Source organism: Pseudomonas sp. RtIB026, assembly GCF_016861355.2.
GTDB lineage: Bacteria > Pseudomonadota > Gammaproteobacteria > Pseudomonadales > Pseudomonadaceae > Aquipseudomonas > Aquipseudomonas peradeniyensis.
This window is the reverse complement of sequence record NZ_AP023348.2, coordinates 1,601,562-1,627,189: the sequence shown is the minus strand read 5'-3', so window position 1 is coordinate 1,627,189 and position 25,628 is coordinate 1,601,562. Positions and strand designations below refer to the sequence as shown.

The window sequence follows — 25,628 nt, the reverse complement described above, 5'->3', positions numbered from 1 at the left end:
ATGCCGTGAGTGGTTGCGAACCACCGCCCCGGCTCATTGTCCCTATACTCCGAAGCACCGCTTCACACCACGACCTTCGCAGGTGGGTTTGCCCTCACGCTTGTGTCATCATGCTCCGACCGCCGGTTTAGCCTCTTTAATAAGCCTCTATGAACAAATCCTACGCATTGCTACTTGCCCTCGCCCTGCTTCAAGGCTGCCAAAGCCTGGCCCCGAAGACGGACGCCCAGTCGCCCGCCGTCGACGCCGGCAAGAGCGCGGAAAAGCCCGTGGTGTACGGATCGTTCAAGCAGGACACCCTGTACAGCCTGCTGGTGGCGGAGCTGGCCGGCCAGCGCAACCGCTTTGACATCGCCCTGGCCAACTACGTCGACCAGGCCGAAAAGACCCAGGATCCGGCCGTCTCCGAGCGCGCCTATCGCATCGCCGAATACCTCGGCGCCGACGAGCCTGCCCTGGACACCGCGCTGATCTGGGCACGCAACGCCCCACAGAACCTCGACGCACAGCGCGCCGCGGCCATCCAGCTGGCCCGCGCCGGACGCTACGACGACTCCATGACCTATATGGAAAAGGTGCTGCAGGGCCAGGGCGACACCCACTTCGATTTCCTCGCCCTGGCGGCCGCCGAGACCGACCAGAGCACCCGTGACGGCCTGATGCAGAGCTTCGACCGCCTGCTGGTGAAATACCCCGACAACGGCCAGCTGGTGTTCGGCAAGGCCCTGCTGCTGAACCAGGACGACAAGCCGCAACAGGCCCTCGACCTGCTCGAGGCCCATCCGCCGAAGAACGGCGAAATCGCCCCGGTGCTGCTGCGCGCCCGTCTGCTGCAAGCCATGGACCGTGGCCCGGAGGCCCTGCCACTGCTGCGTGGGGCGATCCGCGACAACCCCGAGGACAAGCGCCTGCGCCTGACCTACGCCCGCACCCTGGTCGAGCAGGACCGCATCGACGACGCCAAGGCCGAGTTCGAAAGCCTGCTGCAGCAATACCCCGAAGACGACGAGATCCGCTACTCGCTGGCCCTGGTGTGCCTGGAAACCAAACACTGGGACGAAGCCGAAGGCTACCTGCAGGAGCTGGTCGAGCGTGACGCCAACGTCGACGCCGCCCACCTCAACCTGGGCCGCATCCGCGAGGAGCGCAGCCAGCCGGCCGCCGCCCTGCGCGAATACGCCCTGGTCGGCCCCGGCCCGGACTACCTGCCGGCGCAACTGCGCCAGGCCGATATCCTCATCGCCAACGGCCGCAGCGCCGAAGCCTCGCGGATACTCGCCGAAGCCCGCGAGGCGCAGCCGGACTACGCCATCCAGCTGTACCTGATCGAAGCCGAAAGCCTGGGCAACAACGGCAAGGAGGCCCAGGCCGGTCAGGTGCTGGCGCAGGCGATCAAGCGCTACCCGGACGACCTCAACCTGCTCTATACCCGCGCCATGCTCGCCGAGAAGCGCAACGACCTGACGCAGATGGAGAAAGACCTGCGCGCGATCCTTGCCCGCGAGCCGGAAAACGCCATGGCCCTCAACGCCCTGGGCTACACCCTGGCCGACCGCACCACCCGCTACAGCGAAGCCAAGACGTTGATCGACAAGGCCCACCAGCTCACTCCGGACGACCCGGCGGTGCTCGACAGCCTGGGCTGGGTGGCCTATCGCATGGGCAACCTCGAGGAAGCCGAGCGCCAGCTGCGCCTGGCCTTCGAACGCTTCCCCGACCATGAAGTCGCCGCCCACCTGGGCGAAGTCCTCTGGGCCAACGGCAAGCGCCGCGAAGCCCGCCAAGTCTGGGCCAAGGGCTTCGAAGCCCAGGCCGACAGCCCCATCCTGCGCAAGACCCTGCTGCGCCTGACCGGATCCGAGAGCCTGTAAACCATGTTCCTGCGTCATTGCATCACCTTCACCCTCATCGCCCTGCTCGCCGGCTGCGCCGGCTTCGGCAGCAAGGAAGCCGTACAAGGCCAAGGTAACCCGCAGCTGTGGCGCGAGCACAAACAGCAGCTGGGCAGCCTCGACGGCTGGCAGATCAACGGCAAGGTCGGCATCCGCGCCCCGCGCGACTCCGGCAGCGGCACCCTGTTCTGGCTGCAACGCCAGGACTACTACGACATCCGCCTGGCCGGTCCCCTGGGTCGTGGCGCGGCGCGCCTGACCGGACGCCCCGGCGGCGTGGTGCTGGAAGTGGCCAACCAGGGCCGCTACGAGGCCGCCAACCCCGAGGCACTGCTGGAAGAACAACTGGGCTGGCGCCTGCCGGTGTCGCACCTGGTCTGGTGGGTGCGCGGCCTGCCCGCCCCGGACAGCAAGAGCCAGCTGACCCTCGACGGCGACAGCCGCCTGGCCAGCCTTCACCAGGATGGCTGGCAGGTCGAGTACCTGAGCTACGTGGAGCAGAACGGCTACTGGCTGCCCGAGCGCCTCAAGCTGCACGGCGAGAACATCGACGTGACCCTGGTGGTCAAGGACTGGCAGCCACGCCAGCTGGGGCACTGAGACAATGCACAAGCTGACCCTGCCCGCCCCGGCCAAGCTCAACCTCTGGCTGCACATCACCGGCCGCCGCGCCGACGGCTACCACGAGCTGGAAACCGTGTTCCAGTTCCTCGAGCACGGCGACGAACTGAGCTTCGCCCTGCGCGAGGACGGCCAGATCCGCCTGCAGACCGAAATTGAAGGCGTGCCCCACGACAGCAACCTGATCGTCCGCGCCGCGCGCCTGCTGCAGGCACAATCCGCCACCCCGCTCGGCGCCGACATCTGGCTGCACAAGGTGCTGCCCATGGGCGGCGGCATCGGCGGCGGCAGCTCGGACGCGGCCACCACCCTGCTGGCGCTCGCTCACCTGTGGCAGCTGGACTGGGACCAAGACCGCCTGGCAAGCCTGGGCCTGTCGCTCGGCGCCGATGTGCCGGTGTTCGTCCGCGGCCACGCGGCCTTCGCCCAGGGTGTCGGCGAGCAGCTGACCCCGGTCGACCCCGAGGAACCCTGGTATGTCGTGCTGGTGCCGCAAGTGTCTGTCAGCACAGCGGAAATTTTTTCGCATCCGGAGTTGACACGTGATTCCCTCCCCCTTAAGATGCGCCCCGTTCCCGAGGGAAACAGTCGAAATGACTGCCAACCGGTAGTAGAGCAACGGTATCCTGAAGTTCGCAATGCGCTGATTTCACTGGGTAAATTCACCGAAGCCCGAATGACCGGAACTGGAAGTTGTGTGTTTGGGGCCTTCCCAAGCAAAGCCGAAGCTGATAGAGTTCTGGCCCTTCTTTCAGAGACCCAAACAGGGTTTGTGGCGAAAGGAAGCAATGTTTCGATGTTGCATCGCAAGCTGCAAGTTCTGATCAAGAAGTCGAGTTCATAAGAATTCGCAGCAACAGATACAGGGGCGTCGCCAAGCGGTAAGGCAGCAGGTTTTGATCCTGCCATGCGTTGGTTCGAATCCAGCCGCCCCTGCCATTTCTTATACTCATCCAGGTTACCCTCAGCCTTCAGGTACTGCGCGTGTCCAAGATGATGGTCTTCACGGGGAATGCCAACCCCGATCTGGCTCGGCGTGTCGTACGTCAGCTGCATATTCCACTGGGTGATGTTTCTGTCGGTAAATTCTCCGACGGCGAAATCAGTGCTGAAATCAATGAAAATGTCCGCGGTAAGGACGTCTTCATCATTCAGCCCACCTGTGCTCCAACCAACGACAATCTGATGGAACTGGTCGTGATGGCAGATGCCTTCCGCCGCTCCTCAGCGTCGCGAATCACCGCCGTGATTCCCTACTTCGGATACGCCCGCCAGGACCGCCGTCCGCGTTCGGCACGTGTAGCCATCAGCGCCAAAGTCGTCGCTGACATGCTCACTGTCGTGGGTATCGACCGTGTACTCACCGTCGACCTGCACGCTGACCAGATCCAGGGTTTCTTCGATATCCCCGTCGACAACATCTACGGCTCGCCCGTACTGGTCGACGACATCGAAGACCAGCGTTTCGAGAACCTGATGATCGTTTCCCCGGACATCGGTGGTGTGGTGCGTGCTCGCGCCGTTGCCAAGTCCCTGGGCGTCGATCTCGGGATCATCGACAAGCGCCGCGAAAAGGCTAACCACTCCGAGGTTATGCACATCATCGGCGACGTCGAAGGACGCACCTGCATCCTGGTAGACGACATGGTCGACACCGCCGGCACCCTGTGCCACGCGGCCAAGGCCCTGAAAGAACACGGTGCCGCCAAGGTCTACGCCTATTGCACGCACCCTGTGTTGTCGGGCCGTGCGATCGAGAACATCGAGAAGTCGGTACTGGACGAGTTGGTGGTGACCAACACCGTTCCGCTGTCCGCCGCTGCTCAGGCCTGTGACCGTATCCGCCAGCTGGATATCGCACCGGTTGTCGCTGAAGCGGTACGCCGCATCAGCAACGAAGAATCGATCAGCGCGATGTTCCGCTAAGCGGAACATGTGTTGATATGAAGCGCCCCGCCCCAGCATGTGTTGGGGCGGGGCTTTTTTGCCATCCCCGTCTGGCGCTGGTCGCAAACGCCCTCGGGGGGCTATTTTGGAGAAACAAAATGACTGATTTCATTCTGAACGCCCAAGCGCGTACTGACCTGGGGAAAGGTGCGAGCCGCCGCCTGCGTCACTCGCTGAACATCCCTGCCGTTGTCTACGGTGGCGATAAAGAAGCCCAATCCCTGACCATCGTGGCCAAGGAAATCGCCAAGCTGTTCGAAAACGAAGCTGCCTTCAGCCACGTGATCGAACTGAACGTCGACGGCGCCAAGCAGAACGTCGTGGTCAAGGCCATGCAGCGTCACCCGGCCAAAGGCTTCATCATGCACGCCGACTTCGTTCGCGTCGTTGCTGGCCAGAAGCTGACCGCCAAGGTTCCAGTTCACTTCGTCGGCGAAGAAGCCCCGATCAAGAAAGGCGGCGAGATCTCGCACGTCGTTTCCGAGATCGAAGTGTCCTGCGAAGCCAAGGACCTGCCTGAGTTCATCGAAGTCGACCTGGCCAAGGCCGAAGTCGGCACCATCATCCACCTGTCGGACCTGAAAGCTCCGAAAGGCGTAGAGTTCGTCGCTCTGGCCCACGGTGATGACAAAGCTGTTGCCAACGTCCACGCCCCGCGCGTTGCCGCTGAAGCTGCTGAAGGCGCTGCCGAGTAATCCACTCGCACGCCGGCGTTGATCGGGTTACAGTGCCGCGCGCACTGTAACCCACCAACTCCAAGGAAGAGCCCCTGACGTGACCGCCATCCAGTTGATCGTCGGCCTGGGTAACCCCGGCCCCGAATACGAACAGACCCGGCATAACGCAGGGGCTCTTTTCGTTGAACGCCTCGCCAGCGCCCAGCGCGTTTCGCTGTCCGCTGACAAAAAGTATTTCGGCCTGACGGCTAAATTCAGCCATCAGGGCAACGATGTTCGCCTGTTGATCCCCACCACCTACATGAACCGTAGCGGCCAGTCCGTGGCGGCTCTGGCCAATTTCTTCCGCATCAAGCCGGAAGCGATCCTGGTGGCCCACGACGAACTCGACCTGCCTCCCGGCGTCGCCAAGCTCAAGAGAGGCGGCGGCCACGGTGGGCACAACGGCCTGCGCGACATCATCGCGCAGCTCGGCAACCAGAACGACTTCCACCGCCTGCGGCTCGGCATCGGCCACCCGGGCGACGCCAAACTGGTCTCCAACTTCGTCCTGGGCCGGGCGCCACGCGCCGAGCAGGAGAAGCTCGACGCCAGCATCGATTTTGCCCTCGGCGTGATGCCCGACGTGCTGGCCGGCGACTTCGCCAAGGCCATGCGCGAACTGCACAGCCAGAAGGCCTGACACTTTACGAAAGGGGAATACCCATGGGTTTCAATTGCGGCATCGTCGGCCTGCCCAACGTCGGCAAGTCCACCCTGTTCAACGCCCTGACCAAGTCCGGCATCGCGGCGGAGAACTTCCCCTTCTGCACCATCGAGCCGAACAGCGGCATCGTGCCGATGCCCGATGCGCGCCTGGCGGCACTGGCCGAGATCGTCAAGCCGAACCGCATCCTGCCGACCACCATGGAATTCGTCGACATCGCCGGCCTGGTCGCCGGTGCTTCCAAGGGTGAAGGCCTGGGCAACAAGTTCCTCGCCAACATCCGCGAGACCGACGCCATCGCCCACGTGGTGCGCTGCTTCGAAGACGAGAACGTGATCCACGTTTCCAACAGCGTCGACCCCAAGCGCGACATCGAGATCATCGACCTCGAACTGATCTTCGCCGACCTCGACAGCTGTGAGAAGCAACTGCAGAAGGTCGCCCGCAACGCCAAGGGCGGTGACAAGGACGCCCTGGCACAGAAGGCCATCCTGGAAAAGCTGATCCCGCACTTCACCGAAGGCAAGCCGGCGCGCAGCCTGATGAAAAACATGGCTGACGACGAGAAGGCCGTGATTCGCGGCTTCCACCTGCTGACCAGCAAGCCGGTGATGTACATCGCCAACGTCGCCGAAGACGGCTTCGACAACAACCCGCACCTGGACGTGGTCAAGGCCATCGCCGAGGAAGAAGGCGCGGTGGTGGTACCGGTGTGCAACAAGATCGAAGCCGAGATCGCCGAGCTGGACGACGGCGAGGAGAAGGACATGTTCCTCGAGGCCCTGGGCCTGGAAGAGCCTGGCCTGAACCGCGTGATCCGTGCCGGTTACGAGCTGCTCAACCTGCAGACCTACTTCACCGCCGGCGTGCAGGAAGTGCGTGCCTGGACCGTGCGCGTGGGCGCCACCGCACCGCAAGCGGCCGGCGTGATCCACACCGACTTCGAGAAAGGCTTCATCCGCGCCGAAGTGGTGGCCTACGACGACTTCATCCAGTTCAAGGGTGAGGGCGGCGCCAAGGAAGCCGGCAAATGGCGCCTTGAAGGCAAAGACTACATCGTCAAGGACGGTGACGTGATGCACTTCCGCTTCAACGTCTGATGCACCGCTCCTGAAAAAACCCGCTTCGGCGGGTTTTTTTTCGCCCGCAGAAAAGCACTACAACCCGCGCCCGCACTGCGTGGGAACCTGCTTGCCCCGCGATCGCCGGCAAAGCCGATGCCAGAGCCCCACATCGCGGGGCAAGCCCGCAGGTGATGATGCCCTGCGCGACCTCCCAGCCCATAGAGTCCTGTTCAGCCTGAAAGAATCCAAGGCTTCATCGCCTGCGCACAACCGTCTACAATCCCTCCTGCTTGAACCGGGATAACCGAAGCACTGCCTCGAAACCCGATGGACCTGACCACTGCCGGTCAACCGTCGGGACAAATGGGTCCGGACCTTGGCCGGCCCGTTTATCGGAGGCAACACATGAGCCCGCGTATCTGGCTGCTGGCCCTGGCGACATTCGCCACGGGCATGGCGGAAAACATCACGGTCGGCATCCTGCCGGCCCTGGCCGATGGCCTGCAAGTCCCGCTCGGGATCGCCGGACAACTGACCACGGTCTTCTCCCTGAGCTTCGCCCTCGCCGCACCCTTCTCTCCCCTGCTGACCACCCGTTTCCCGTTGCGGCGACTGCTCTGCATCACCCTGGCCCTGTTCGCCATGTGCAACCTCGCCGCGGCCCTGGCGCCCGGCTACACCGCGCTGCTGCTCGCCCGCATCGGCATGGCCACGACCAGCGCCCTCACCTGCCTGACCTGCACCCTGATGGCCACGCGCCTGGTACCCGAGGCCCTGCGTGGCCGAGCCATCGGCGTGATATTCATGGGTATCTGCAGTTCACTCGTGCTGGGCGTGCCCGCCGGAATGCTGCTATGCGACGTGCTGGGCTGGCGCGGGGTGTTCACCGGCCTGAGCCTGCTGGCGATCGCAGTGCTGCTGATGGCCTGGCGCGGATTGCCGCAACTACAGAGCAGCGAACGCATCGCCCTGGGCAGCTACCTGCGGCATCTGCGTGACAGCCGCCTGGTGGCCGCCCAGGGCGTGTCGCTGTTGATGATCGCCGGGCACTTCACGGTGTTCGCCTACCTGGCGCCTTACGCCCGCCAAGTCGCCGACATCCCCGTGCAATGGCTGGCGGCCCTGTTCGCCGTCTTCGGTATCGCCGGCGTCTCGGGCGGCTATGTCGGCGGCTGGATGGCCGACCGGCTCGGTGCAGGTCGCTCCATCGCCCTGGCGCCACTGCTCTATCTCGCCAGCCTGCTGGTATTGCCCCTGAGCGTCGGCACGCCCTGGCTGTTCCTGCCGGCGATGATGCTCTGGGGCGGGCTGAGCTGGACCACCTCGCCGGTGGTGCAGAGCTACCTGGCGACCCGTGGCGCGGACACCTTCCCGGCCGGCATGAGCCTGAACATGTCGGCCATGCACCTGGGCGTCGGGCTCGGCTCGGCCATCGGCGGCGCGGTGATAACCGGGGCGACGCTGGCGGCCACCCCCTGGGCCGGCGCCGCGCTGACCGCGTTGGCGGCGGGCCTGGCGTTCTGGTCGGCGCGTCCACCTGCCGTGCCTGGCTTCAGCGAGCGCGAACCGGCGTAGCGGCCTGCTGCTCCTGCTCGAAGGCATCGGCCAGGTAGTCGATCAGCTTGCGCACCGCGGGCATCAACCCGCGACGGGAAGGGAACAGCGCCACCACCTCCCCTTCCCGGGGCGCCCAGTCGTCGAGGACATGCGCCAGCCGCCCGCTAGCCAGATCGTCGCGCACTGCCTCCTCGGGCAGCAGCACCACGCCCACGCTGGCCAGGGCGGCCTCGCGCAGCACCGCGAGGTCGTCCGACACCACACGGGGGCGATGGCGCACGGCAACCTCGGCGCCTGCGGGCCCGACCAGCATCCAGCTGGCGTCCTGCACATTGGCGCCCCAGTTCAGGCTCGGCAGGGCCTGAAGCCCTTCCGGCGACATGGGCCGCCCGTGTTCGGCCAACAGGCCCGGCGCGGCTACCAGGCACTGCCGGCTCGGGGCCAGGCGACGCATGATCAGCTCGCTGCTTTCCAGTGGCTGGTGCTGCACGCTCAGCACCAGGTCAAAACCCTCGCCGATCACATCCACCCGCCGGTTGTAGCTCTTGACCAGCAGCTCGACCACCGGGCATTGCGCCATGAAGCTCGCCAGCATCGGCGCCAGGCGCGAATCGAGCAGCGCGGTGCTGCTGGCCAGGCGCACGATGCCGCGAGGCTCGGCGCGGTTGCGCTCGACCGCATCCTCGGCGGCAACGGCCTGCTCGAGCATGCCCAGGCAATGGCGGTAATACTCCAGCCCCACCTCGGTCACCTGGAACTGCCGCGTGGAGCGCTGGATCAGGCGCACGCCCAAACGCTCTTCGAGCTTGGCCACGCGCCGGCTGAGGCGTGACTTGGGCAGGCCAAGGATACGCCCGGCGGGCGCGAAGCCGCCGTGCTCCACCACCTTGGCATAGAGATAAAGGTCGTTCAGGTCGAACATCGGCAACACTCGTCCACGGCTCACTGCTGCATCATCCGTCATTCTTCGAGGATCGTCACAGTGGCGGTGGTCCCGGCCCGCAAAGGAGGCGCCTCGGCAGCCTGGGGCTCCAGGCGCAGGCGTACCGGCACGCGCTGGGCCAGCTTGACCCAGGTGTAGTTCGGGTTGACGTTGGCCAGCAGACGGTTGCCCGGCTGGTTCTCACGGTCGGTGATGGCGTAGGCGATGCTCTCCACCGTGCCCTGCAACGCCTGGCCATTCATCAGCACGATGCGCGCCCGGCTGCCGACGGCGATGCGCGGCAGCTTGGTCTCTTCGAAGTAGCCACTGACATGGAACGAATCGCTGTCCACCAGCGCCAGCAACGCGGCACCCGGTTGCGCGAAGTCGCCTTGACGGGTCAGCAGGTTGGTGACATGACCATTGACCGGCGCCAGCACCTCGGTGCGCTGCAGGTCGAGCTGTGCCTGTTCCAGCGTGGCTTCGGCCAGTTGCACATTGGCTTGCGCCAGGCCGAGGCTGGACTGCTCGCGCAGCAGGTCGGCCTGGGCCACAGCCACATCAGTCTTGGACTTTTCCCACTCCTCGGCGGAAATGGCCGACAGTGACTGCAGCTTGCCGCGGCGCTGTTCCTCGCTACGCCGCTGCTTGAGCAACGCCTGGTTGGCAACGATGTTCGCCTGCGACTGCCCCAAGGCTGCCCGTGCCACCTCGACCGCGCGCCGGGCATGCAGCACGGCCAGTTCATAGCGCGCCGGGTCGATGCGCAACAGCAGGTCGCCCTTGTGCACGAACTGATTGTCCCGCACCGGCAGGGCGACGATCCGGCCGCTGACCTCCGCGGCCAGGGTGACCACATCGGCCCGCACTCGTGCGTCGCGGGTCCAGGGCGCCTGGGTATAGTGCGTCCAGGCCAACCAGCCCAGCACGATGGCAACGGCCAGCATGACCAGGGTCAGGCTGCGCGACAACAGTGGCTTGATCGACGACATCTACCTGCTCACTCCCATCCACAACAACAAGGCCGCGCAAATCGCGGTGTACAAGGCACCCTGGAACAGCGCCGGATGCCAGACGAATGCCAGCACGCCCACCCGGCGCAACAGGGCATCGACCAGCACAAACAACGGCAGCGCCAGCAGCAGCGCCTGGGCGATGGGCGGCAGGTAGACCCCGCCTACCTCGAAATCAATGGGCATTGGCCACCTCCGGCAACAGCCGCGATCGTTCAGCTTCCAGCACCTGGCGATAACGCGCCAGCAACTGCCCGGCCACCGCCAGTGCCACCCGCAGGATGAACAGTCGGCGCAAGGCGTCACGCCCCATCTGCCCTGGCGTGCCATGCAAGGCATCGAGCAACTGCGCCTGATCGTCCAGTTCCCGCAACAGCGGATCAAGGGCCACCGCGCCCTGGCCACCGACGAAGTCGGCGACGCCCTGCAGGCTTTCCCGCAAGCGTGTGCGGGTCGCCGACGGCAACGCCAGGTCACTGTTGCACAAGGCACGCGCCTGGCCCAGGGCGATGGCCAGCGCCGGGCATACCAGCGCGCACTCGACACGCTCGCGCGAGGTCATGTCCGCAGCGGCCGGCAACAGACCAATCAGCGCCGACAGGCGATCAAGCAGCAGGCTCTCGAAGGCGAACTGCCCGGCCAGCGAACCGCTCCCGAGCACCTGGCGGCGCACATCCTCACGGGTCTGGCGAAACAATCGGGCGATGCGTTTCTGCGCATTGAACGGAAAGACCAGCGCGAACACGGCCATCGCCAGCACCCCGGCCACCAGGTAGCCACCGGCGAACTCGAACCACTGGATATCGCTGTTGTGATAGGCCCCGACATTCTGCGGCCCGATCATCAGCAGGCTGATCAGACCGATGCCCATGCCGATCCCCGCGGTCATCGGGTTGGCCAGGCCGACCGCCGCCAGGTACAGCAACGGTGCCAGGCACAGGGCAAGCATCTCGAAGTCGGTGAACAGCGGCAGCAGGGCGAACTGATAAAGCGCGGACAAGCCCATGCCCACCAACAGCCCGCGGTTGTAGTTCTGGCTGGCCAGCAGCGGTCGGGGCAAGGTCGCCATCAGCGAACACATCACGCCCATCAGGATCACCGCCGAACGCGCGCCATCCCAGGCGCTCTCGATCCACAACCCGCCAATCAGCAACAGGGCCAGGCAGGCACGCACGGCGTTCATCGCCGCCAGCGGCCAGTCCAGGTGCAAGGCGCTGGCGCGCCCCTGCTGCTGGGGACAACTGGCCAGACGGCCCTGCTGGATCGCCTCGTTCAGCTCGATCAGCTCGTCCAGTTGCTGCAGCAGGCGCGCCTGCTCCCAGCGCAAGGCCCAGGCCAGGGCGCGCAGGTGCGGGGGCAGTGGCTCATTGAGAAACTCCGCACGGTCGGCGGCGTCATCGAAGCCCTTGTGCAGGGTGCGCAGGGCCTCGCGGTCCGCTGCCGAGAGCGCCATACCGTCACGTGCCAGCGCATCCAGGCTCGCCAGTTCGGCGTCGCGCAGCAGCTGGATATCCGCGGGCAGCGGCCCCTGCCAGTGCACCTTGATCAGTTCACGCTGCTGGCGCAGCACCAGCAGTCGCGAAACCAGCAGCACCAGCTGGTTGGCGAACAGTTGCACCAGTCCATCGCCGCTGCGCAGGTGCGGGGCATCGAAGTACAGGTGCCGACGCAACCCCTCCAGCGCGCTGACCTCGGCGATCAACCGGGCCTGACGCTGACCGAATGCGGCCTCGTCCTCTTCGGTGCGGATCACCTCGGCGGCATGCTGGGCGATCAGTTTCAGCAGGCTGTCGACTTTGGCGAAATAGCTGTTGGCCACCGCCTGCGGGCGGGCCGTCAGCAGGCTGACCACGGCCACGCAGGCCACCGCCAGCAAGGTCTCGGTAACCCGTGTAACGGCCAGCATGAAGGTGCCCTCGGGCTCGGGTACGGCCAGCATGGCCACCACCACCGCGGTAAAGCCGCTGAGCACGAAGGCATGGGAATCGGTATAGCGCAGCAAGGTGCCACCGGCGGTGCACAGCCCCAGCCACAGCGCCAGGCTGACCAGCAGGGTGTACGGCATCTGCGCGAACAACGCCATCAGCAGCACGGCCACCGCCGCGCCGACCACGGTGCCGAGCACCTGCGCGAGGCTGCGCTTGAGGGTCATGCCGGCCAGCGGCAGGCTGATGATGATCACTGTCATCAGCGCCCATTTCGGTTGTTCCAGGTCGAACAGGAACGCCAGGTAGAGACACAGCAGGCCCGCCACCACCGTGCGCAGCGCGAACAGCAGCACATCGCGTCCGGGGCGCAGGGCAAGCCTGAAATAGGCAATCAGTGGAGCCATCCATTACCTCGTAACCGACAAGGCGGGTCCGGGCCCCGGCACCGGGGCCCGGACACACCGTCACTTGGCCAGCTTGCTGTAGCTGGTCATCAGGTTACGGTAGTCGGGAATGTGGTTGGAGAACAACGTGCCCAAGCCTTCGATGTCGTTGCGCCAGTCACGGTGCAGCTCGCAGGCCACGCCGAACCAGGTCATCAGCTGCGCGCCGGCGGCCTCCATGCGACGCCAGGCCGAGTCGCGGGTCAGCTCGTTGAAGGTGCCGGAGGCGTCGGTCACCACGAACACATCGAAACCCTCCTCCAGCGCCGACAGCGCCGGGAAAGCCACGCACACCTCGGTGACCACGCCGGCGATGATCAGCTGCTTCTTGCCGGTGGCCTTCACCGCCTTGACGAAGTCCTCGTTGTCCCAGGCGTTGATGTTGCCGGGACGGGCGATGTAGGGCGCATCGGGGAACTGCTCCTTGAGCTCGGGCACCAGCGGGCCGTTGGGACCGGTCTCGAAGCTGGTGGTGAGGATGGTCGGCAGCTTGAAGTATTTGGCCAGGTCGGCCAGCGCCAGCACGTTGTTCTTGAACCGGTCCGGGTCGATATCGCGCACCAGCGACAGCAAACCGGTCTGGTGATCGACCAGCAGGACTGCGGCGTTGTTCTTGTCCAGACGCTTGTATTGGAATGCCATGGTGGATCTCCTTGCTTGGATAGGGAACAGCCAGGTTCAGTTGCGTTGCGAGTCTAGTTGCTCATGACCGGTGACGACGGCCTGGGCCTTGGTGTAGCTCTCGATCAGCAGTTGATAGTGCGGGAACACAGCGCTGTAGGCTTCGGCCCACTGGGCGGCGTCCGGACGGTTCCAGGTGCGTTGCACCTCGGAGCAGACGGCGGCGGTGTCCATCGGCACCACGCCGGCCTGGACCACCCGCGCCAGGGTCACTTCCTGGGCCATCTTGGAGTAGGTGCCTGACGCGTCGATGACAGCGAACACCTGGTAGCCAGCGGCCACCGCGCTGATGCTGGGAAAGGCCATGCACACGCTGGTGATGGTGCCGGCAATGATCAGTTGCTTGCGGCCGGTGGCCTTCACTGCGGCAACGAACTCGGGGTTGTCCCAGGCGTTGATCTCACCCTTGCGGGCCACGTATTGCGCATGTGGCGCGGCCTCGTGGATTTCCGGGATCAACGGGCCGTTGGGGCCCTGGGGTACCGAGGCGGTAGTGATGACCGGGATCTTCGCCAGGCTGGCGACCTTGGCCAGGGTGATGGCATTGGCCCGCAGCTCGGTCATGGGCATGTCCTTGACCGTCTGGAACAGGCCGCTCTGGTGGTCGATCAGCAACATGGTGGCGTTGTCGGGGTCGATGCGTGGCACCTGGCCTTCGAAGTTGGCGACTTGCGAGAAATTGCTCATCGTTCTCTCCTCTTGGTGTGAGAACAGGCCATCCTGGCCGCTGCGGTCGGGCCGCGCCCCACACATCCACAGTGGGGACTATGAGAGTAGGCAACACAGGCTGAACGAAGCGACCGTCAGTCGGCGGGCCGTGGGAGATGCCCGTGCGGCCTGGGGCCAGACGGGCGACAGGGCTAACGGTAGAGAGGAGAGACGCGGGCCGGTAGGCCCATGGGTGAACCCTCAGAGTTCTACCTGAAGAACAGTGAGGCGGGCGCCGCTATCGTGAGGTACGACGATATTGCTGCATCGGACTGCGCGGGGCTGCCGGATCGGTCATCTCGATCAGACCGGCCGCCAGCGCCGGTTTGAGGTAGTTCGCTCTGAAGGTATGCCGATGAGACAGCTCGAGGCGCTCCATCAGTTCATTGGCGCGCAGCGCGACACCCGGTTTCAGAACCTCCAGTAATCGTGCTACTTGGTCGGTTACTTGGTCGGTTACTTGGTCGGTCTCACTCGCCTCGGCCAATGCCTGCCGCAGTGCCTGGAGCATGAACTCGACAAAGGGCGTGGCCTCGCCAGCCTGATCCGCAGCCGCCAAGGCACCGTAGTACGCCTCCTGCTGGGCACAGATCACCGACTCCACCGGCAGGTAGGCGAGTACCGGGCGCCAGTGGCTCAGTATCAGCGTCTGCCACAGACGCCCCATCCGCCCGTTGCCATCGGCGAAAGGATGGATGAACTCGAATTCGTAATGAAAGACGCAGCTGCTGATCAACGGGTGCCAGTCACTGGCGCCCAGCCAACGCAGCAGGTCATGCATCAGCGGCTGCAAGCGACTGGCAGGCGGTGCCATGTGCAACAGGCGCTGGCCGCGATAGATGCCGACACCTCCTTGGCGAAACTGACCGGCGTCATCGATCAACCCCATCATCAGCAGCTTGTGGGCAGCCAGCAGATCAGACTGACGCTCGGGCAGCCAGCCGCTCATCGCTTCATAGGTGGCAAAGGCATTGCGCACCTCCTGGATTTCACGCGGCAGGCCGAGTACCCGCTTCCCTTCCAGAACCGCAGTGACCTGTTCGACGCTCAGTGTATTGTTTTCGATCGCCAGCGAGGCCTGGATGGTACGAATGCGGTTGCCCCGGCGCAGTTGCGGGGTAAGCGCCACTTCCCGATTAGCCGTAAGTGCACCCACCTGCTCGCTGATATCGACAACCAGCGCCAGCATGCGCGGTGTCACGGTTAGTGGCGGCAGATACTGGCTCATGGGGAATGTCCATCGGGTCTGAAAGCGTGGGAATGATCGTGAAGCTTGATGACGTCAAGGCTGTCGACACCTTAGCCAGTGGCAACACCCGGGTAAAGCACAGCACCCCATTGGTTCACGATTTCCTGAACTGATTATTTGCCCACAGCGATTTTTCCCCTCGCCCACCGCCACCAGAATCGCTTCACCAACAATCACAATAAACCGTGAGGCCACTCCCGTGGACCAGACACTCCAGGTACGGCAGGCCGCCGCCGACCTCGTCGCCGCCTTCGCCAGCAACGACAGCGCCCGCTACTTCGCCTGCTTCAGCGAAGACGCCACCTTTCTTTTCCACACCGTGCCGCAACCGCTGCTGTCACGCCGCGCCTATGAAGAACTCTGGGCCAGCTGGCAGGCAGACGGATTCGCCGTGCTCGGCTGTGAGTCCAGCAACGCGCAGGTGAGCCTGCAGGGCGACGTGGCGATCTTCATGCACGATGTAGCCACGCGCCTGCGCGTGGCCGGCGAAACCCTCGACCTGAACGAGCGCGAGACCATCGTCTTCCGCTTGCACGGGGAACGCTGGCTGGCCTGCCACGAGCACCTGTCGGTCATCTCGCCGGCCTGATTCCCTTAAGCGGCCCTGCCGCACTGCCATCGCACCCACAACAAGGCCGCCCGACGGCCGACAACATTCGCGCTGGAGCACCACCATGAGCCACTCGACCGGTATCGAGACCAATGGCGTCGAACAGATCCCCGACGATCAACGCGACGCCGCCCCGCTGGACCTGTTCCGCCTGATCTTCGGCGGCGCCAACACCTTCGCCACCGCCGTGCTGGGCAGCTTCCCGGTGCTGTTCGGGCTGTCATTCCAGGCCGGGGTCTGGGCGATTTTGCTCGGCGTCGGCGTGGGCGCGCTGATCCTCGCGCCGATGGGCCTGTTCGGCGCGCTCAACGGCACCAACAACGCGGTATCGTCCGGCGCGCACTTCGGCGTGCACGGGCGTATCGTCGGCTCGTTCCTGTCGTTGCTGACCGCCGTGGCGTTCTTCTCGCTGTCGGTGTGGAGCTCGGGCGATGCCCTGGTCGGCGGCGCCAAGCGCCTGGTCGGCCTGCCGGAAACCGACCTGACCCTGGGCCTGGCCTACGGCCTGTTCGCGGTGCTGGTGCTGGTGGTGTGCATCTTTGGTTTTCGCTTCATGCTGTGGGTCAACAAGATCGCGGTGTGGGCCTCGAGCCTGCTGTTCCTGCTGGGCATCTTCGCCTTCGCCGGGCCCTTTGACGCGGGCTACGCCGGCAGCGTCAACCTCGGCCAGGCCGGTTTCTGGGCGGCGTTCGTCGGCGCGGCGATCCTGGCCATGAGCAACCCGGTGTCGTTCGGCGCGTTCCTCGGCGACTGGTCGCGTTATATCCCGCGCGAAACCGCCAAGTCACGCATCATGCTGGCGGTGATCCTGGCCCAGGCCGCCACGCTGATCCCGTTCCTGTTCGGCCTGTGCACCGCCACCCTGGTGGCCAGCCAGGCGCCGGACTACATCGCCGCCAACAACTACGTCGGCGGCCTGCTGGCGATCTCGCCGGGCTGGTTCTTCCTGCCGGTGTGCCTGATCGCGGTGATCGGCGGCATGTCCACCGGCACCACGGCGCTGTATGGCACCGGCCTGGACATGTCCAGCGTGTTCCCGCGCCTGCTCAGCCGCGCCGCCGCCACCCTGCTGATCGGCGTGCTGGCCATCGGCTTCATCTTCGTCGGCCGCTTTACCTTCAACCTGGTGCAGAGCGTGTCGACCTTCGCCGTGCTGATCATCACCTGCACAAGCCCGTGGATGGTGATCATGATCCTCGGCCTGATCACCCGCCGCGGCTTCTACCACGCCGACGACCTGCAGGTGTTCACCCGTGGCCAGCAGGGCGGTCACTACTGGTTCGACCATGGCTGGAACTGGCGCGGCATGGGCGCGTGGGTCCCCAGCGCGGCCATCGGCCTGTGCTTCGTCAACCTGCCCGGGCAGTTCGTCGGCCCGCTGGGCGAACTGGCCGGCGGCATCGACCTGAGCCTGCCGGTGACCCTCGGCATCGCCGCCGTGCTGTACCTGATCCTGCTCAACCTGTTCCCTGAACCCGCTGGCGTGTACGGCCCCCGTGGCCCGCGCTGGGTGCGCTGCAAAAGTACGCCCGTAAAGCCCGTGACCACCGCCGAAATGGCCTGACTGGAATCCGACCATGACCACACCTCACTACATCGACGGCCGCTGGGTCGAAGGCCAGGGCAGCGACTGCATCGTTGTGCACAACCCGTCCGACGGTCAGCCGTTCGCCGAACTGATGGCCGCCAGCAGCGCCCAGGTCGACCAGGCCGTGGCCGCCGCGCGCCGTGCTCTGGCATCGTGGAAGACGGTCAGCGCCGCCGAGCGCGCCACCTACCTGCGCGGCTTCGCCGAACAGCTGGGTCAGCGCCGCGACGAACTGATCGCCCTGCAGATGCGCAACAACGGCAAGCCGCGCCATGAGGCCGAAATCGACCTGGACGACGCCATCGCCACCTTCGCCTATTACGCAGACCTCGCCGAGCAACTGCCGGCGAAGAACCGCGACGTGCCCCTGGCCGCGCCGGGCTTCACTGCCCGCACCCGTCTGGAACCGGTGGGCGTGGTCGGCCTGATCGTGCCGTGGAACTTCCCGCTGGTGACCAGTGCCTGGAAGCTCGCCCCGGCCCTGGCGGCCGGCTGCACCGTGGTGCTCAAACCTTCCGAGGTCACCCCGCTGATCGAGCAGGCCTACGGCCAGATCGCCGAGGTGCTGGGCCTGCCGGCCGGCGTGCTGAACATCGTGGGCGGCAAGGCCGAGACCGGCGCCGCCCTGAGTGGCCACAACGGCCTGGACAAGCTGTCGTTCACCGGCAGCAACGGCGTTGGCAGCCAGGTGATGCGCGCCGCCGCCGCCCAGTGCCGGCCGGTGACGCTGGAGCTGGGCGGCAAGTCGGCCATCGTGGTGTTCGACGATTGCGATGTCGACCAGGCGGTGGAGTGGATCGTCGCCGGCATCACCTGGAACGCCGGGCAGATGTGCTCGGCCACCTCGCGCCTGCTGGTGCAGGACGGCATCGCCGACGCCCTGCTGCCGCGCTTGCAGGCGGCGCTGGAAGCATTGCGCGTGGGCAACCCGCTGGCGGAAGAAGTGGACATGGGACCGCTGACCAGCCAGGCGCAGTGGCTCAAGGTCGCCGGCTATTTCGCCACCGCCCGCGAAGAGGGCCTGAAGTGCCTGGCCGGCGGCAAGGCGCTGGACCGCGACGGCTGGTTCGTCAGCCCGACGCTGTACGTGGATGTGCCCGAAAGCAGCCGTCTATGGAGTGAGGAAATCTTCGGCCCGGTGCTCTGCGCACGGCGCTTCAGCACCGAGGCCGAGGCCATCGCCCAGGCTAACGACAGCCGCTTCGGGCTAGTGGCCACCGTCTGCTCCGCCGACCTGGAACGCGCCGAGCGCGTCGCCGACGCGCTGGAGGTCGGGCATGTGTGGATCAACTCGGTGCAGGCGGTGTTCGTCGAGACCTCGTGGGGCGGGACCAAGGGCAGCGGCATTGGCCGAGAGCTTGGGCCTTGGGGGCTTTCGGGGTATCAGTCGGTGAAGCATGTGACGCGGTGTTTGGGGTGAGTAGCTGAGCCCTTTCACAGGGCGCGTGAGGCTGGCAGGTGTTCGACGGCAGCCTTGCAGCGCCTGCGAGATCGAGCGCCGCCCGCGCGGCGCATCGCGACGCAAGGCCGCTCCCACATTTGTTGCAACGTACCGAACCTGTCAGGCCATGGTTGCCCGCCTTGGTGCCTGTCTTGAGACAGGTGAGGCGCCAGTGGTGCCTACACTGAAACCGCGTCGTACCAACAAGGCGGACCCGGTAATGGCACAGGATTGACTGGCCCGAAACAGATGTAGGAGCGGCCTTGCGTCGCGATACGCCGCGCGGGCGGCGCTCGATCTCGTAAGCGCCTCAAAACAAACGTCGTACACCTGGGCGCCCGCACGCGACAGTCTTCAGTATCCTCGAAAGCCCAGCCCTCCATTCCCATCGAGGGTCAAGCCCGCTCCCACGACAACCCGCGCTACTTCTGCCCAGCCTCATTGATCCAGCGGGCAATGGCGCACTTGCGATCTGATCATTTGCATCACCTGCCACACTCAAATCCAACGCTTCGGCCTACTCATAAGGTTTTGAAGGCATTGGTTTTCCTTGAGCGGGTAATATTCGAGGTTGTCGATGAACGCTTCAAATGCCTCATCACCGACCACGAATGGCTGAGACTCCAATTCATCCACCTCCGAGACAGGATTGTTCGGCCTTTCGTCATACGCAAGATTCGTGTCTTTCAAAATCACCTCCTTGGAAGCAATGACCAGAACCACATCGCCAGGCCAATCATTCTGGCCAATCTCAGAGCGATAAAAACCCTGCCTGTGCAAATCAGCCTTGCCTGTCAGAGATTTCCGAACCTGAAACAAAGTGCTTCAAAGCAGAACAGCTTGGGAATTACCCTACGCACGCTGCCGACGCGTCTGAATTGTCGAGGACCATCAGCAGGACTAACTTCCCTAGGTCGTCTTACCGGCGACCAGGGGTGAGAGCCTGCCACCGTCGAAATGAAGTACGCAGCACTGCCATGGCGGCTGTGCGCGGGCAGGCCCAGGCCTGGCCGGCATTTGCTCATTTCGACCGGTCTCTCACCCCGCGTACGGCTGCCACCCTCATCCTGTGAGAGGGATCTGGAGGCGGCACCTTTCCAATCGAAATGAGTGCTTCCCATGAAAAAGATCGTTCCCGATCCACCCCCTGCCAAATCGCTCAACCGCCCCTTCTTCACCATCAACGACGATATGCCCACCACCGAGGCGCTGCTTCACGCCATCCAGCTGATGCGTGGTATCGAAGACACCATCGACGAGTACTGCTGCGCCCTGGCCGGCGAACCCGGACTGGGAATGCTGGTGAACGCCGCGCACAACATGCAGATGGGGCGGGCGTTGGCGGAACATGCGCTGAACCGCTGCTCTTGCGGCTGACGCCAGGAGACCTGCCCTGCGCGATCCCTGTAGGAGCGGCCTCGTGCCGCGAAAGGGGCGCGTAGCGGCCCCAGGGTCTGCGCCACGAGACAGATCGCCGGGGCCGCTTCGCAGCCCTTTCGTGGCACAAGGCCGCTCCTACACAGGCAGGTGTAAATCCCGAACACACGGCCCCGGCACCCCGTGACTTTTGCCCTGCCCTGCGAAGTCACACCTCCTGGTAGCCCCACAATCACAACACCAGGCCAGCCCACCCATGCATCCTCTTCGCACCGCCCTGCACAACGAACTGCACGCCCGCCCGTCGCTGTACTTCGACGACCCGGCGCATGTCTTCCACCTTGCCGTGCTCGGCGACGCCAGCGCCTGTCAGACCCTGTTGCAACGCTGCTGCCCCGAGGCCCCCGACACCCATGCGGCCCAGGGCATCACCCGGCTGGACGGCCACCCGTTCAAGTGGGAACGCCACACCGAATTCTTCACCCTGACCCTGGTGGTGCCCTGCACGACCCACGACAGCGACTGGCAATCCCTGCCCGCCGTGCTCGCCGAGGCCATCGCCCCGCAGGCGGCGCAGGTGATCAACGCCGTGCAGGTGCTGGTACGCGACGACCAGGACCTGGACCTCGCCCGCTATGGCTTCAAGGACCCCTGCGGTTCCAGCGTCGGCGGTGGCGATGCGGTGGTGTGGAGCGATTTCCGCCTGACCGGGGACGGCACCAACCGCTTCCTGTTCATCAACCGCCGGCTCAATGCCTATCGCCAGGGTCGCATGATCCGCCGCCTGCTGGAGATCGAGACCTACCGCATGATGGCCTCGCTGACCCTGGACACGGCCAAGGCCCTGAGCCAGGAACTGGACGATTTCGACGCCGTCCTGGTGAGCCTTTCCGAACGCGGCGCCAGCAGCGCGGCCCACGATTCCAAGGCCCTGCTCGAAGCCATCGCCCACCTGTCGCGCCAGGTGGTCGACCGCACGGTGCAGACCCGACACCGCTTCGGCGCCAGCCAGGCCTATGCGCAACTGGTGTTCGAACGCCTGGGCGAGCTGCGTGAGAGCCATGTCGCCGACTGCCAGCGCCTGGGGGTGTTCATCGAGCGGCGATTCAAGCCGACCCTGCGCTACTGCGTGGCCACCGAGCAGCGGCTGGAACAGCTGGCGAAGAACGTCGCCAACCTGGGCGACTTGTTGCAAGCCCGGGTACAGGTAGAGATGGAGGAGCAGAACGCCGAGATCCTGCGCAGCCTCAATGCCCGGGCCGACGCCCAGGTGAAGATCCAGCGGGCGGTGGAAGGCTTGTCGATCATTGCCATCACCTACTACCTGCTGAACCTGTTCAAGCTGCTGTATGGCGGGTTGAATGTGCTGGGGGCGGGATTGACGGCGCGGGAGGCGATGCTGGGGATGGCACCGGTGGCGGGGTTGGTGCTGCTGGTCATCCTGCTGCGGATTCGACGAGCCAAGCAGCATTGAAAACATCGCGAGGCCAACCCGCGTCATCAATTCTTGCACGATCCCTGTAGGAGCGGCCTTGCGCCGCGAAAGGGCCGCGTAGCGGCCCCAGATTTCAGTGTTGAGCAAAGATCGTCGGGGCCGCTTTGCGGCCCTTTCGCGGCACAAGGCCGCTCCTACAAGAGCCGAGATGGCCTCACGCCGGCTCGTCGGCCGGTCGCCCATTTTCCTGCACCAACACCATGCTCTGCGGCGACGACAGTGCAATGCCTTCGTCTCGCAAACGCCCGAGGATGGTGAACAGCAGGTCGCTGCGCGTGCCCGACACCTGCCGGGGCGACGCCACGTAACCGCTCACACCGATCACCATGCCGCTGCTGGTCAGGTCCTTGAAAGTCACCGACGTGGCCGGCGCATCAAGGATCGACTCATGCTCCTTGTACGCCGCCAGCAGCAGCTCGCGCACATGGTTGGCATCGGTTTCCAGCGGCAGTGTCAGGGTAACGCTGACCACCCCCAGGGCATTGGCCATGGTCACGTTGCGCACGTTCTGCGAGATGAACTGCGAGTTGGGCACGATCACCGTCGAGCGGTCGGACATCTGGATCTCGGTGGCGCGCACGTTGATCCGGCGAATGTCACCCTCGACACCGGCCAGGCTCACCCAGTCGCCCACCTTCACCGGGCGCTCGGTGAGCAGGATCAGGCCGGAGATGAAGTTCTGCACGATCTGCTGCAGGCCGAAACCGATACCCACCGACAGCGCACTGACCACCCAGGTCAGGCTGGTCAGGTTGATGTGCAGGGTGGACATCACCAGCATGGCCAGGAACAGGAAGCCCAGGTAGCCGACCAGGGTCACCAGCGAGGCGCGCATGCCGGCGTCCATGTCGGTTTCCGGCAGCAGGCGCTCGCTCAGCCAGCGCTTGACCACGCGGATGGCGAACCAGCCTCCGAGGAAGATCGCCACGGCCAGGAAGATGTCCTGGGGCACGATGTTCAGGTTGCCCAGCACCTTGCCGCCGGTGCCGTCCCAGTCCGCCAGGCTCAGCAGCAGCTCGCCCGGGCTGGTGCCCGAAGGCATGAACACCAGCAACGCGGCGGCGAACAGCAGCAGCGTGCGGCCGATGCCCGCCAGCACGGTGCTGGCCTGGGCCTGGTGGCGTTGCTGCAAGCCAAGCGCCGAGGCCAGCGCCAGGCCACCGGGCTGGCGAGGCGACAGCAAGGTCTCGCACAGGTCGCCGAACACCGTGACCAGCAGGTAGGCACAGACCACCACCACGCTGATCCACAGCAGCTTGGCGGTAAGGAAGTAGGCCAGCGTCAGGTAGCCGGCAAGCAGGGTCAGCAGGATCGCCAGCACCCACACCACGATCACGAACGGGATCAGCCCGGCCAGGCCCTTGGGCCGCTCCAGGTCATGCTGGCGGTGGGCACGGCGATAGCGCAGCAGGGCCACGACGAACAGCAACGACACCACCAGCGCGGTCAGGCCGTTGGTGGCCAGGGTCAGCGCCAGGCTGGTGCCGATCACGCTGTTGATGCGCTCCTGGGTCAGCAGCACCATCAGCGCCAGGGCCAGGACCTTGGGGAACCAGCCCAGGGCGCTGGCCACTTCGTCGGCGATCGGCGGCAGGCGCCAGGACGGGCGCTGCAGCATCAGCATGGCGCGGCCCAGGCCCGAAATGAAGGCACTGAAGATCACCAGGGCGAGGATATGGTTGGTCAGGCTGGCGAGGTCCGTGCCAAGGTCGGCGCTGCTCTCCAGGCCCCAGCGCAGCAGCGACACGGAGCCGGAGATGGTGCCCAGGGTCGCCAGGCTGACGCTCAGCGCCAGGGCGCTGCGGCGCAGGCGACCTTCGGGCAGCCAGCGGATCATGGCATCGGCCAGCAGGCGCTCCAGCACCCGGCGCACCAGGGTCCAGACCAGCACCGCCGCCACCAGCGCGGTGATGAACAGCCATCGGTGCTCGGCGCTAAAGGCGCTGGCCATGGCGTCCGACACCTCGCCACGCAGGTCGCGCAGGCGCGCCACGTCGTCGTCGGTGGGGCGGATCAGGCTCGACCAGAATGCCGGGCTCAGCGGGCTGGCGGCGCGGCTGGTGATCTGCGAGTTGAACAGGCTACGGCGCAGGTTGACGATCTGTGTCGACAGGTCACGGGCCGACTGGGTCAGCGTGGTGGCGTCCTTCTGCTCGGCGACCAGCTTGTTCTTTTCGTCGTTGAGCTGCTTGCGCTGGCGGGTCAGGCTCTCGGCCTCCTCCTCCAGCGGCGGGCCGAGCACGTTGAGCTGGTCGTCCAGGCGCTGCACGTCGGCGGTGCGCTGGGTGACCAGCACATCGGCCTGGCGCTGCACCTGCAAGGCCGACTGGCGCAACTGCGCGAGCAGGTCGTCGTTGGCGTTGCTGGTGACGCCCTGGCGGATCTGGTCGAGCCGTTCGCTCAACTCCTCCAGGCTGGCGTTCTCGTCCAGCACTTGCTGCTCGGCCACGGCCAGGCGCGATACCGGCGTGGCTGGCGCGGCCCAGGCCGGCACGGCCAGGCACAACAGCAGGGCGAAAATCCCCGCATAGAATCGGTCAAGGCTGACACGCCTCATCGAATGTTCCTCTACACAACTCGACAGGGCGTGAATTCTACGCGGTCTGGAGGCTCAGGAGAGTGCCGTCTCTCGGTCCAGCAACTGGCGCTTGCGTTCGATGCCCCAACGGTAGCCGCTGAGGTCGCCGTCGCGGCGCACCACCCGGTGGCAGGGAATGGCCACGGCGATCGCGTTGGCCGCGCAGGCCTGGGCCACTGCCCGCACGGCCTTGGGCGCGCCGATGCGCTCGGCGATATCGGTGTAGCTGACCGTGGTCCCGGCCGGCACCTCGCGCAGCGCCTGCCAGACCCGCTCCTGGAACGCCGTGCCCTGCACATCCAGGGGCAGCGCCAGGCCCAGGGCCGGGGCCTCGACGAAGCCGATCACCTCGGCCACCAGCCGCTCGAAGGCATCATCGCCGCCGATCAGCTGGGCCTTGGGGAACTTGTCCTGCAGGTCCTTGAGCAAGGGCTCAGGCTCGTCACCGAGCAGGATCGCGCAGATGCCCCGTTCGCTCTGGGCCACCAGGATCGCGCCGAGGGCGCATTGGGCCAGGGCAAAGCGGATGGTCGCGCCCTGGCCGCCGGCACGGTATTCCCTGGGGCGCATGCCCAGACGCTCGCCGGCGCTTTCGTAGAAGCGGCTGTTGGAGTTGTAGCCAGCGTCGAAGATGGCTTCGGTGACGCTGCCGGCGGCGTCCAGGCGCTCGCGCAGACGCTGGGCGCGGAAGGCCGAGGCGTAGGCCTTGGGGGTCAGGCCGGTCTCGGCCTTGAACAGGCGGTGCAGGTGAAACGGGCTGACGTTCAGTTCGCTGCCGAGCTGGTCGAGGTTGGGTGCGGTCTCGCTGGCCTCGATCAGGCGGCAGGCGCGGGCCACCAAGTCGGTGCGCCGGCTGCCCTGCCCGCCCTTGCAGCGCTTGCAGGGGCGGTAGCCGGCGGCCTCGGCCTGGGTGGCGTTGCCGAAGAACTCGACGTTCTCGCGCTTGGCCAGGCGCGACTTGCAGGCGGGCTGGCAATACACGCCGGTGGTGCGCACGGCGTAGACGAAATGGCCGGTGGCGGCGGTGTCGCGGGCCTGCACGGCGTGCCAGCGTTCGGCGTCGGTGGTGTAGGTGGTCGGGGCGGGCTTCATCAGGGGCCTCTCCTGGGATTCGATACCGTCAGCCTGGCA

At 65.5% G+C, this 25,628-nt stretch carries 23 protein-coding genes and 1 tRNA gene; 14 read left to right on the top strand and 10 right to left on the bottom strand.

Annotation, left to right across the window (positions count from 1 at the left end):
- The first annotated feature begins 149 nt into the window (after positions 1-149).
- The 9 genes from PRtIB026_RS07410 to PRtIB026_RS07370 all read left to right on the top strand — a co-directional run bounded on the left by PRtIB026_RS07410 (position 150) and on the right by PRtIB026_RS07370 (position 8,482).
- Positions 150-1,871 carry a tetratricopeptide repeat protein gene (locus PRtIB026_RS07410; RefSeq protein ID WP_203647997.1) on the top strand — a complete coding sequence of 574 codons (1,722 nt, stop codon included), beginning with the start codon at positions 150-152 and terminating at the stop codon, positions 1,869-1,871.
- A gap of 3 nt (positions 1,872-1,874) precedes the next feature.
- On the top strand, positions 1,875-2,492 hold the full coding sequence (gene lolB, locus PRtIB026_RS07405; protein ID WP_028691147.1) for a lipoprotein insertase outer membrane protein LolB: 618 nt from the start codon (positions 1,875-1,877) through the stop codon (positions 2,490-2,492).
- A 4-nt stretch (positions 2,493-2,496) separates the two neighbouring features.
- Entirely contained in the window at positions 2,497-3,357 is an 861-nt protein-coding gene (ispE, locus tag PRtIB026_RS07400; protein ID WP_203647998.1) for a 4-(cytidine 5'-diphospho)-2-C-methyl-D-erythritol kinase, read from the top strand.
- A gap of 20 nt (positions 3,358-3,377) precedes the next feature.
- A tRNA-Gln gene (locus PRtIB026_RS07395) sits at positions 3,378-3,452 on the top strand.
- A 45-nt stretch (positions 3,453-3,497) separates the two neighbouring features.
- The gene (locus tag PRtIB026_RS07390; RefSeq protein WP_016391678.1) at positions 3,498-4,439 is read left to right on the top strand and encodes a ribose-phosphate pyrophosphokinase; all 942 of its coding nucleotides are present in this window, start codon (positions 3,498-3,500) and stop codon (positions 4,437-4,439) included.
- 119 nt (positions 4,440-4,558) lie between these two features.
- Entirely contained in the window at positions 4,559-5,155 is a 597-nt protein-coding gene (locus PRtIB026_RS07385) for a 50S ribosomal protein L25/general stress protein Ctc (protein ID WP_203647999.1), read from the top strand.
- A 79-nt stretch (positions 5,156-5,234) separates the two neighbouring features.
- Positions 5,235-5,819, top strand: coding sequence for an aminoacyl-tRNA hydrolase (pth, locus tag PRtIB026_RS07380; protein WP_023629555.1), 585 nt, complete (start codon positions 5,235-5,237; stop codon positions 5,817-5,819).
- Positions 5,820-5,842: 23 nt separating this feature from the next.
- Positions 5,843-6,943, top strand: a complete 1,101-nt coding sequence (gene ychF, locus PRtIB026_RS07375) for a redox-regulated ATPase YchF (RefSeq protein WP_203648000.1) — start codon at positions 5,843-5,845, stop codon at positions 6,941-6,943.
- A 369-nt stretch (positions 6,944-7,312) separates the two neighbouring features.
- On the top strand, positions 7,313-8,482 hold the full coding sequence (locus PRtIB026_RS07370) for an MFS transporter (protein WP_203648001.1): 1,170 nt from the start codon (positions 7,313-7,315) through the stop codon (positions 8,480-8,482).
- On the opposite strand, the gene PRtIB026_RS07365 is transcribed toward PRtIB026_RS07370, so the two are convergent.
- The 7 genes from PRtIB026_RS07365 to PRtIB026_RS07335 all read right to left on the bottom strand — a co-directional run bounded on the left by PRtIB026_RS07365 (position 8,460) and on the right by PRtIB026_RS07335 (position 15,387).
- On the bottom strand, positions 8,460-9,386 hold the full coding sequence (locus PRtIB026_RS07365) for a LysR substrate-binding domain-containing protein (RefSeq protein WP_267813901.1): 927 nt from the start codon (positions 9,384-9,386) through the stop codon (positions 8,460-8,462). The two genes, PRtIB026_RS07370 and PRtIB026_RS07365, sit on opposite strands and share 23 nt — an antisense overlap.
- A gap of 38 nt (positions 9,387-9,424) precedes the next feature.
- A complete protein-coding gene (locus tag PRtIB026_RS07360; RefSeq protein ID WP_110735947.1) occupies positions 9,425-10,369 on the bottom strand; it encodes an HlyD family secretion protein in 945 nt (314 codons plus the stop codon).
- A gap of 9 nt (positions 10,370-10,378) precedes the next feature.
- The gene (locus tag PRtIB026_RS07355; RefSeq protein ID WP_110735900.1) at positions 10,379-10,585 is read right to left on the bottom strand and encodes a DUF1656 domain-containing protein; all 207 of its coding nucleotides are present in this window, start codon (positions 10,583-10,585) and stop codon (positions 10,379-10,381) included.
- The gene (locus PRtIB026_RS07350; protein WP_203648002.1) at positions 10,575-12,731 is read right to left on the bottom strand and encodes an FUSC family protein; all 2,157 of its coding nucleotides are present in this window, start codon (positions 12,729-12,731) and stop codon (positions 10,575-10,577) included. The genes PRtIB026_RS07355 and PRtIB026_RS07350 overlap by 11 nt, the downstream gene beginning before the upstream one ends.
- 60 nt (positions 12,732-12,791) lie before the next feature.
- Positions 12,792-13,412, bottom strand: coding sequence for an isochorismate family cysteine hydrolase YcaC (gene ycaC / locus PRtIB026_RS07345; RefSeq protein WP_110735902.1), 621 nt, complete (start codon positions 13,410-13,412; stop codon positions 12,792-12,794).
- A 36-nt stretch (positions 13,413-13,448) separates the two neighbouring features.
- Complete coding sequence (locus tag PRtIB026_RS07340) at positions 13,449-14,138, bottom strand: hydrolase (RefSeq protein WP_203648003.1); 690 nt, start codon at positions 14,136-14,138, stop codon at positions 13,449-13,451.
- A gap of 259 nt (positions 14,139-14,397) precedes the next feature.
- Complete coding sequence (locus tag PRtIB026_RS07335; RefSeq protein WP_203648004.1) at positions 14,398-15,387, bottom strand: Fic family protein; 990 nt, start codon at positions 15,385-15,387, stop codon at positions 14,398-14,400.
- Between the two features lie 220 nt (positions 15,388-15,607).
- Between PRtIB026_RS07335 and PRtIB026_RS07330 the strand changes: the two genes are divergently transcribed.
- From PRtIB026_RS07330 to PRtIB026_RS07320, 3 genes are all read left to right on the top strand, one after another.
- Positions 15,608-15,997 (top strand): YybH family protein, encoded by a 390-nt coding sequence (locus tag PRtIB026_RS07330; RefSeq protein WP_203648005.1) that lies wholly within the window; start codon positions 15,608-15,610, stop codon positions 15,995-15,997.
- Between the two features lie 85 nt (positions 15,998-16,082).
- A complete protein-coding gene (locus tag PRtIB026_RS07325) occupies positions 16,083-17,582 on the top strand; it encodes a purine-cytosine permease family protein (protein WP_110735906.1) in 1,500 nt (499 codons plus the stop codon).
- Between the two features lie 13 nt (positions 17,583-17,595).
- Entirely contained in the window at positions 17,596-19,026 is a 1,431-nt protein-coding gene (locus PRtIB026_RS07320; protein WP_203648007.1) for an aldehyde dehydrogenase family protein, read from the top strand.
- A gap of 519 nt (positions 19,027-19,545) precedes the next feature.
- Here the strand turns inward: PRtIB026_RS07320 and PRtIB026_RS07315 are convergent.
- A complete protein-coding gene (locus tag PRtIB026_RS07315) occupies positions 19,546-19,737 on the bottom strand; it encodes a hypothetical protein (protein WP_181427794.1) in 192 nt (63 codons plus the stop codon).
- A 429-nt stretch (positions 19,738-20,166) separates the two neighbouring features.
- On the opposite strand from PRtIB026_RS07315, the gene PRtIB026_RS07310 reads away from it, so the two are divergent.
- Positions 20,167-20,424: a hypothetical protein gene (locus PRtIB026_RS07310; protein WP_203648008.1), complete on the top strand. Its 258-nt coding sequence runs from the start codon at positions 20,167-20,169 to the stop codon at positions 20,422-20,424.
- 256 nt (positions 20,425-20,680) lie between these two features.
- Positions 20,681-21,898, top strand: coding sequence for a DUF3422 domain-containing protein (locus PRtIB026_RS07305; RefSeq protein WP_267813735.1), 1,218 nt, complete (start codon positions 20,681-20,683; stop codon positions 21,896-21,898).
- A gap of 175 nt (positions 21,899-22,073) precedes the next feature.
- Here PRtIB026_RS07305 and PRtIB026_RS07300 read toward each other — a convergent pair whose 3' ends face one another.
- Positions 22,074-24,476, bottom strand: a complete 2,403-nt coding sequence (locus PRtIB026_RS07300; protein WP_203648009.1) for a DUF3772 domain-containing protein — start codon at positions 24,474-24,476, stop codon at positions 22,074-22,076.
- Between the two features lie 54 nt (positions 24,477-24,530).
- Positions 24,531-25,589, bottom strand: a complete 1,059-nt coding sequence (ada, locus tag PRtIB026_RS07295; protein WP_203648010.1) for a bifunctional DNA-binding transcriptional regulator/O6-methylguanine-DNA methyltransferase Ada — start codon at positions 25,587-25,589, stop codon at positions 24,531-24,533.
- Between the last annotated feature and the right edge of the window lie 39 nt (positions 25,590-25,628).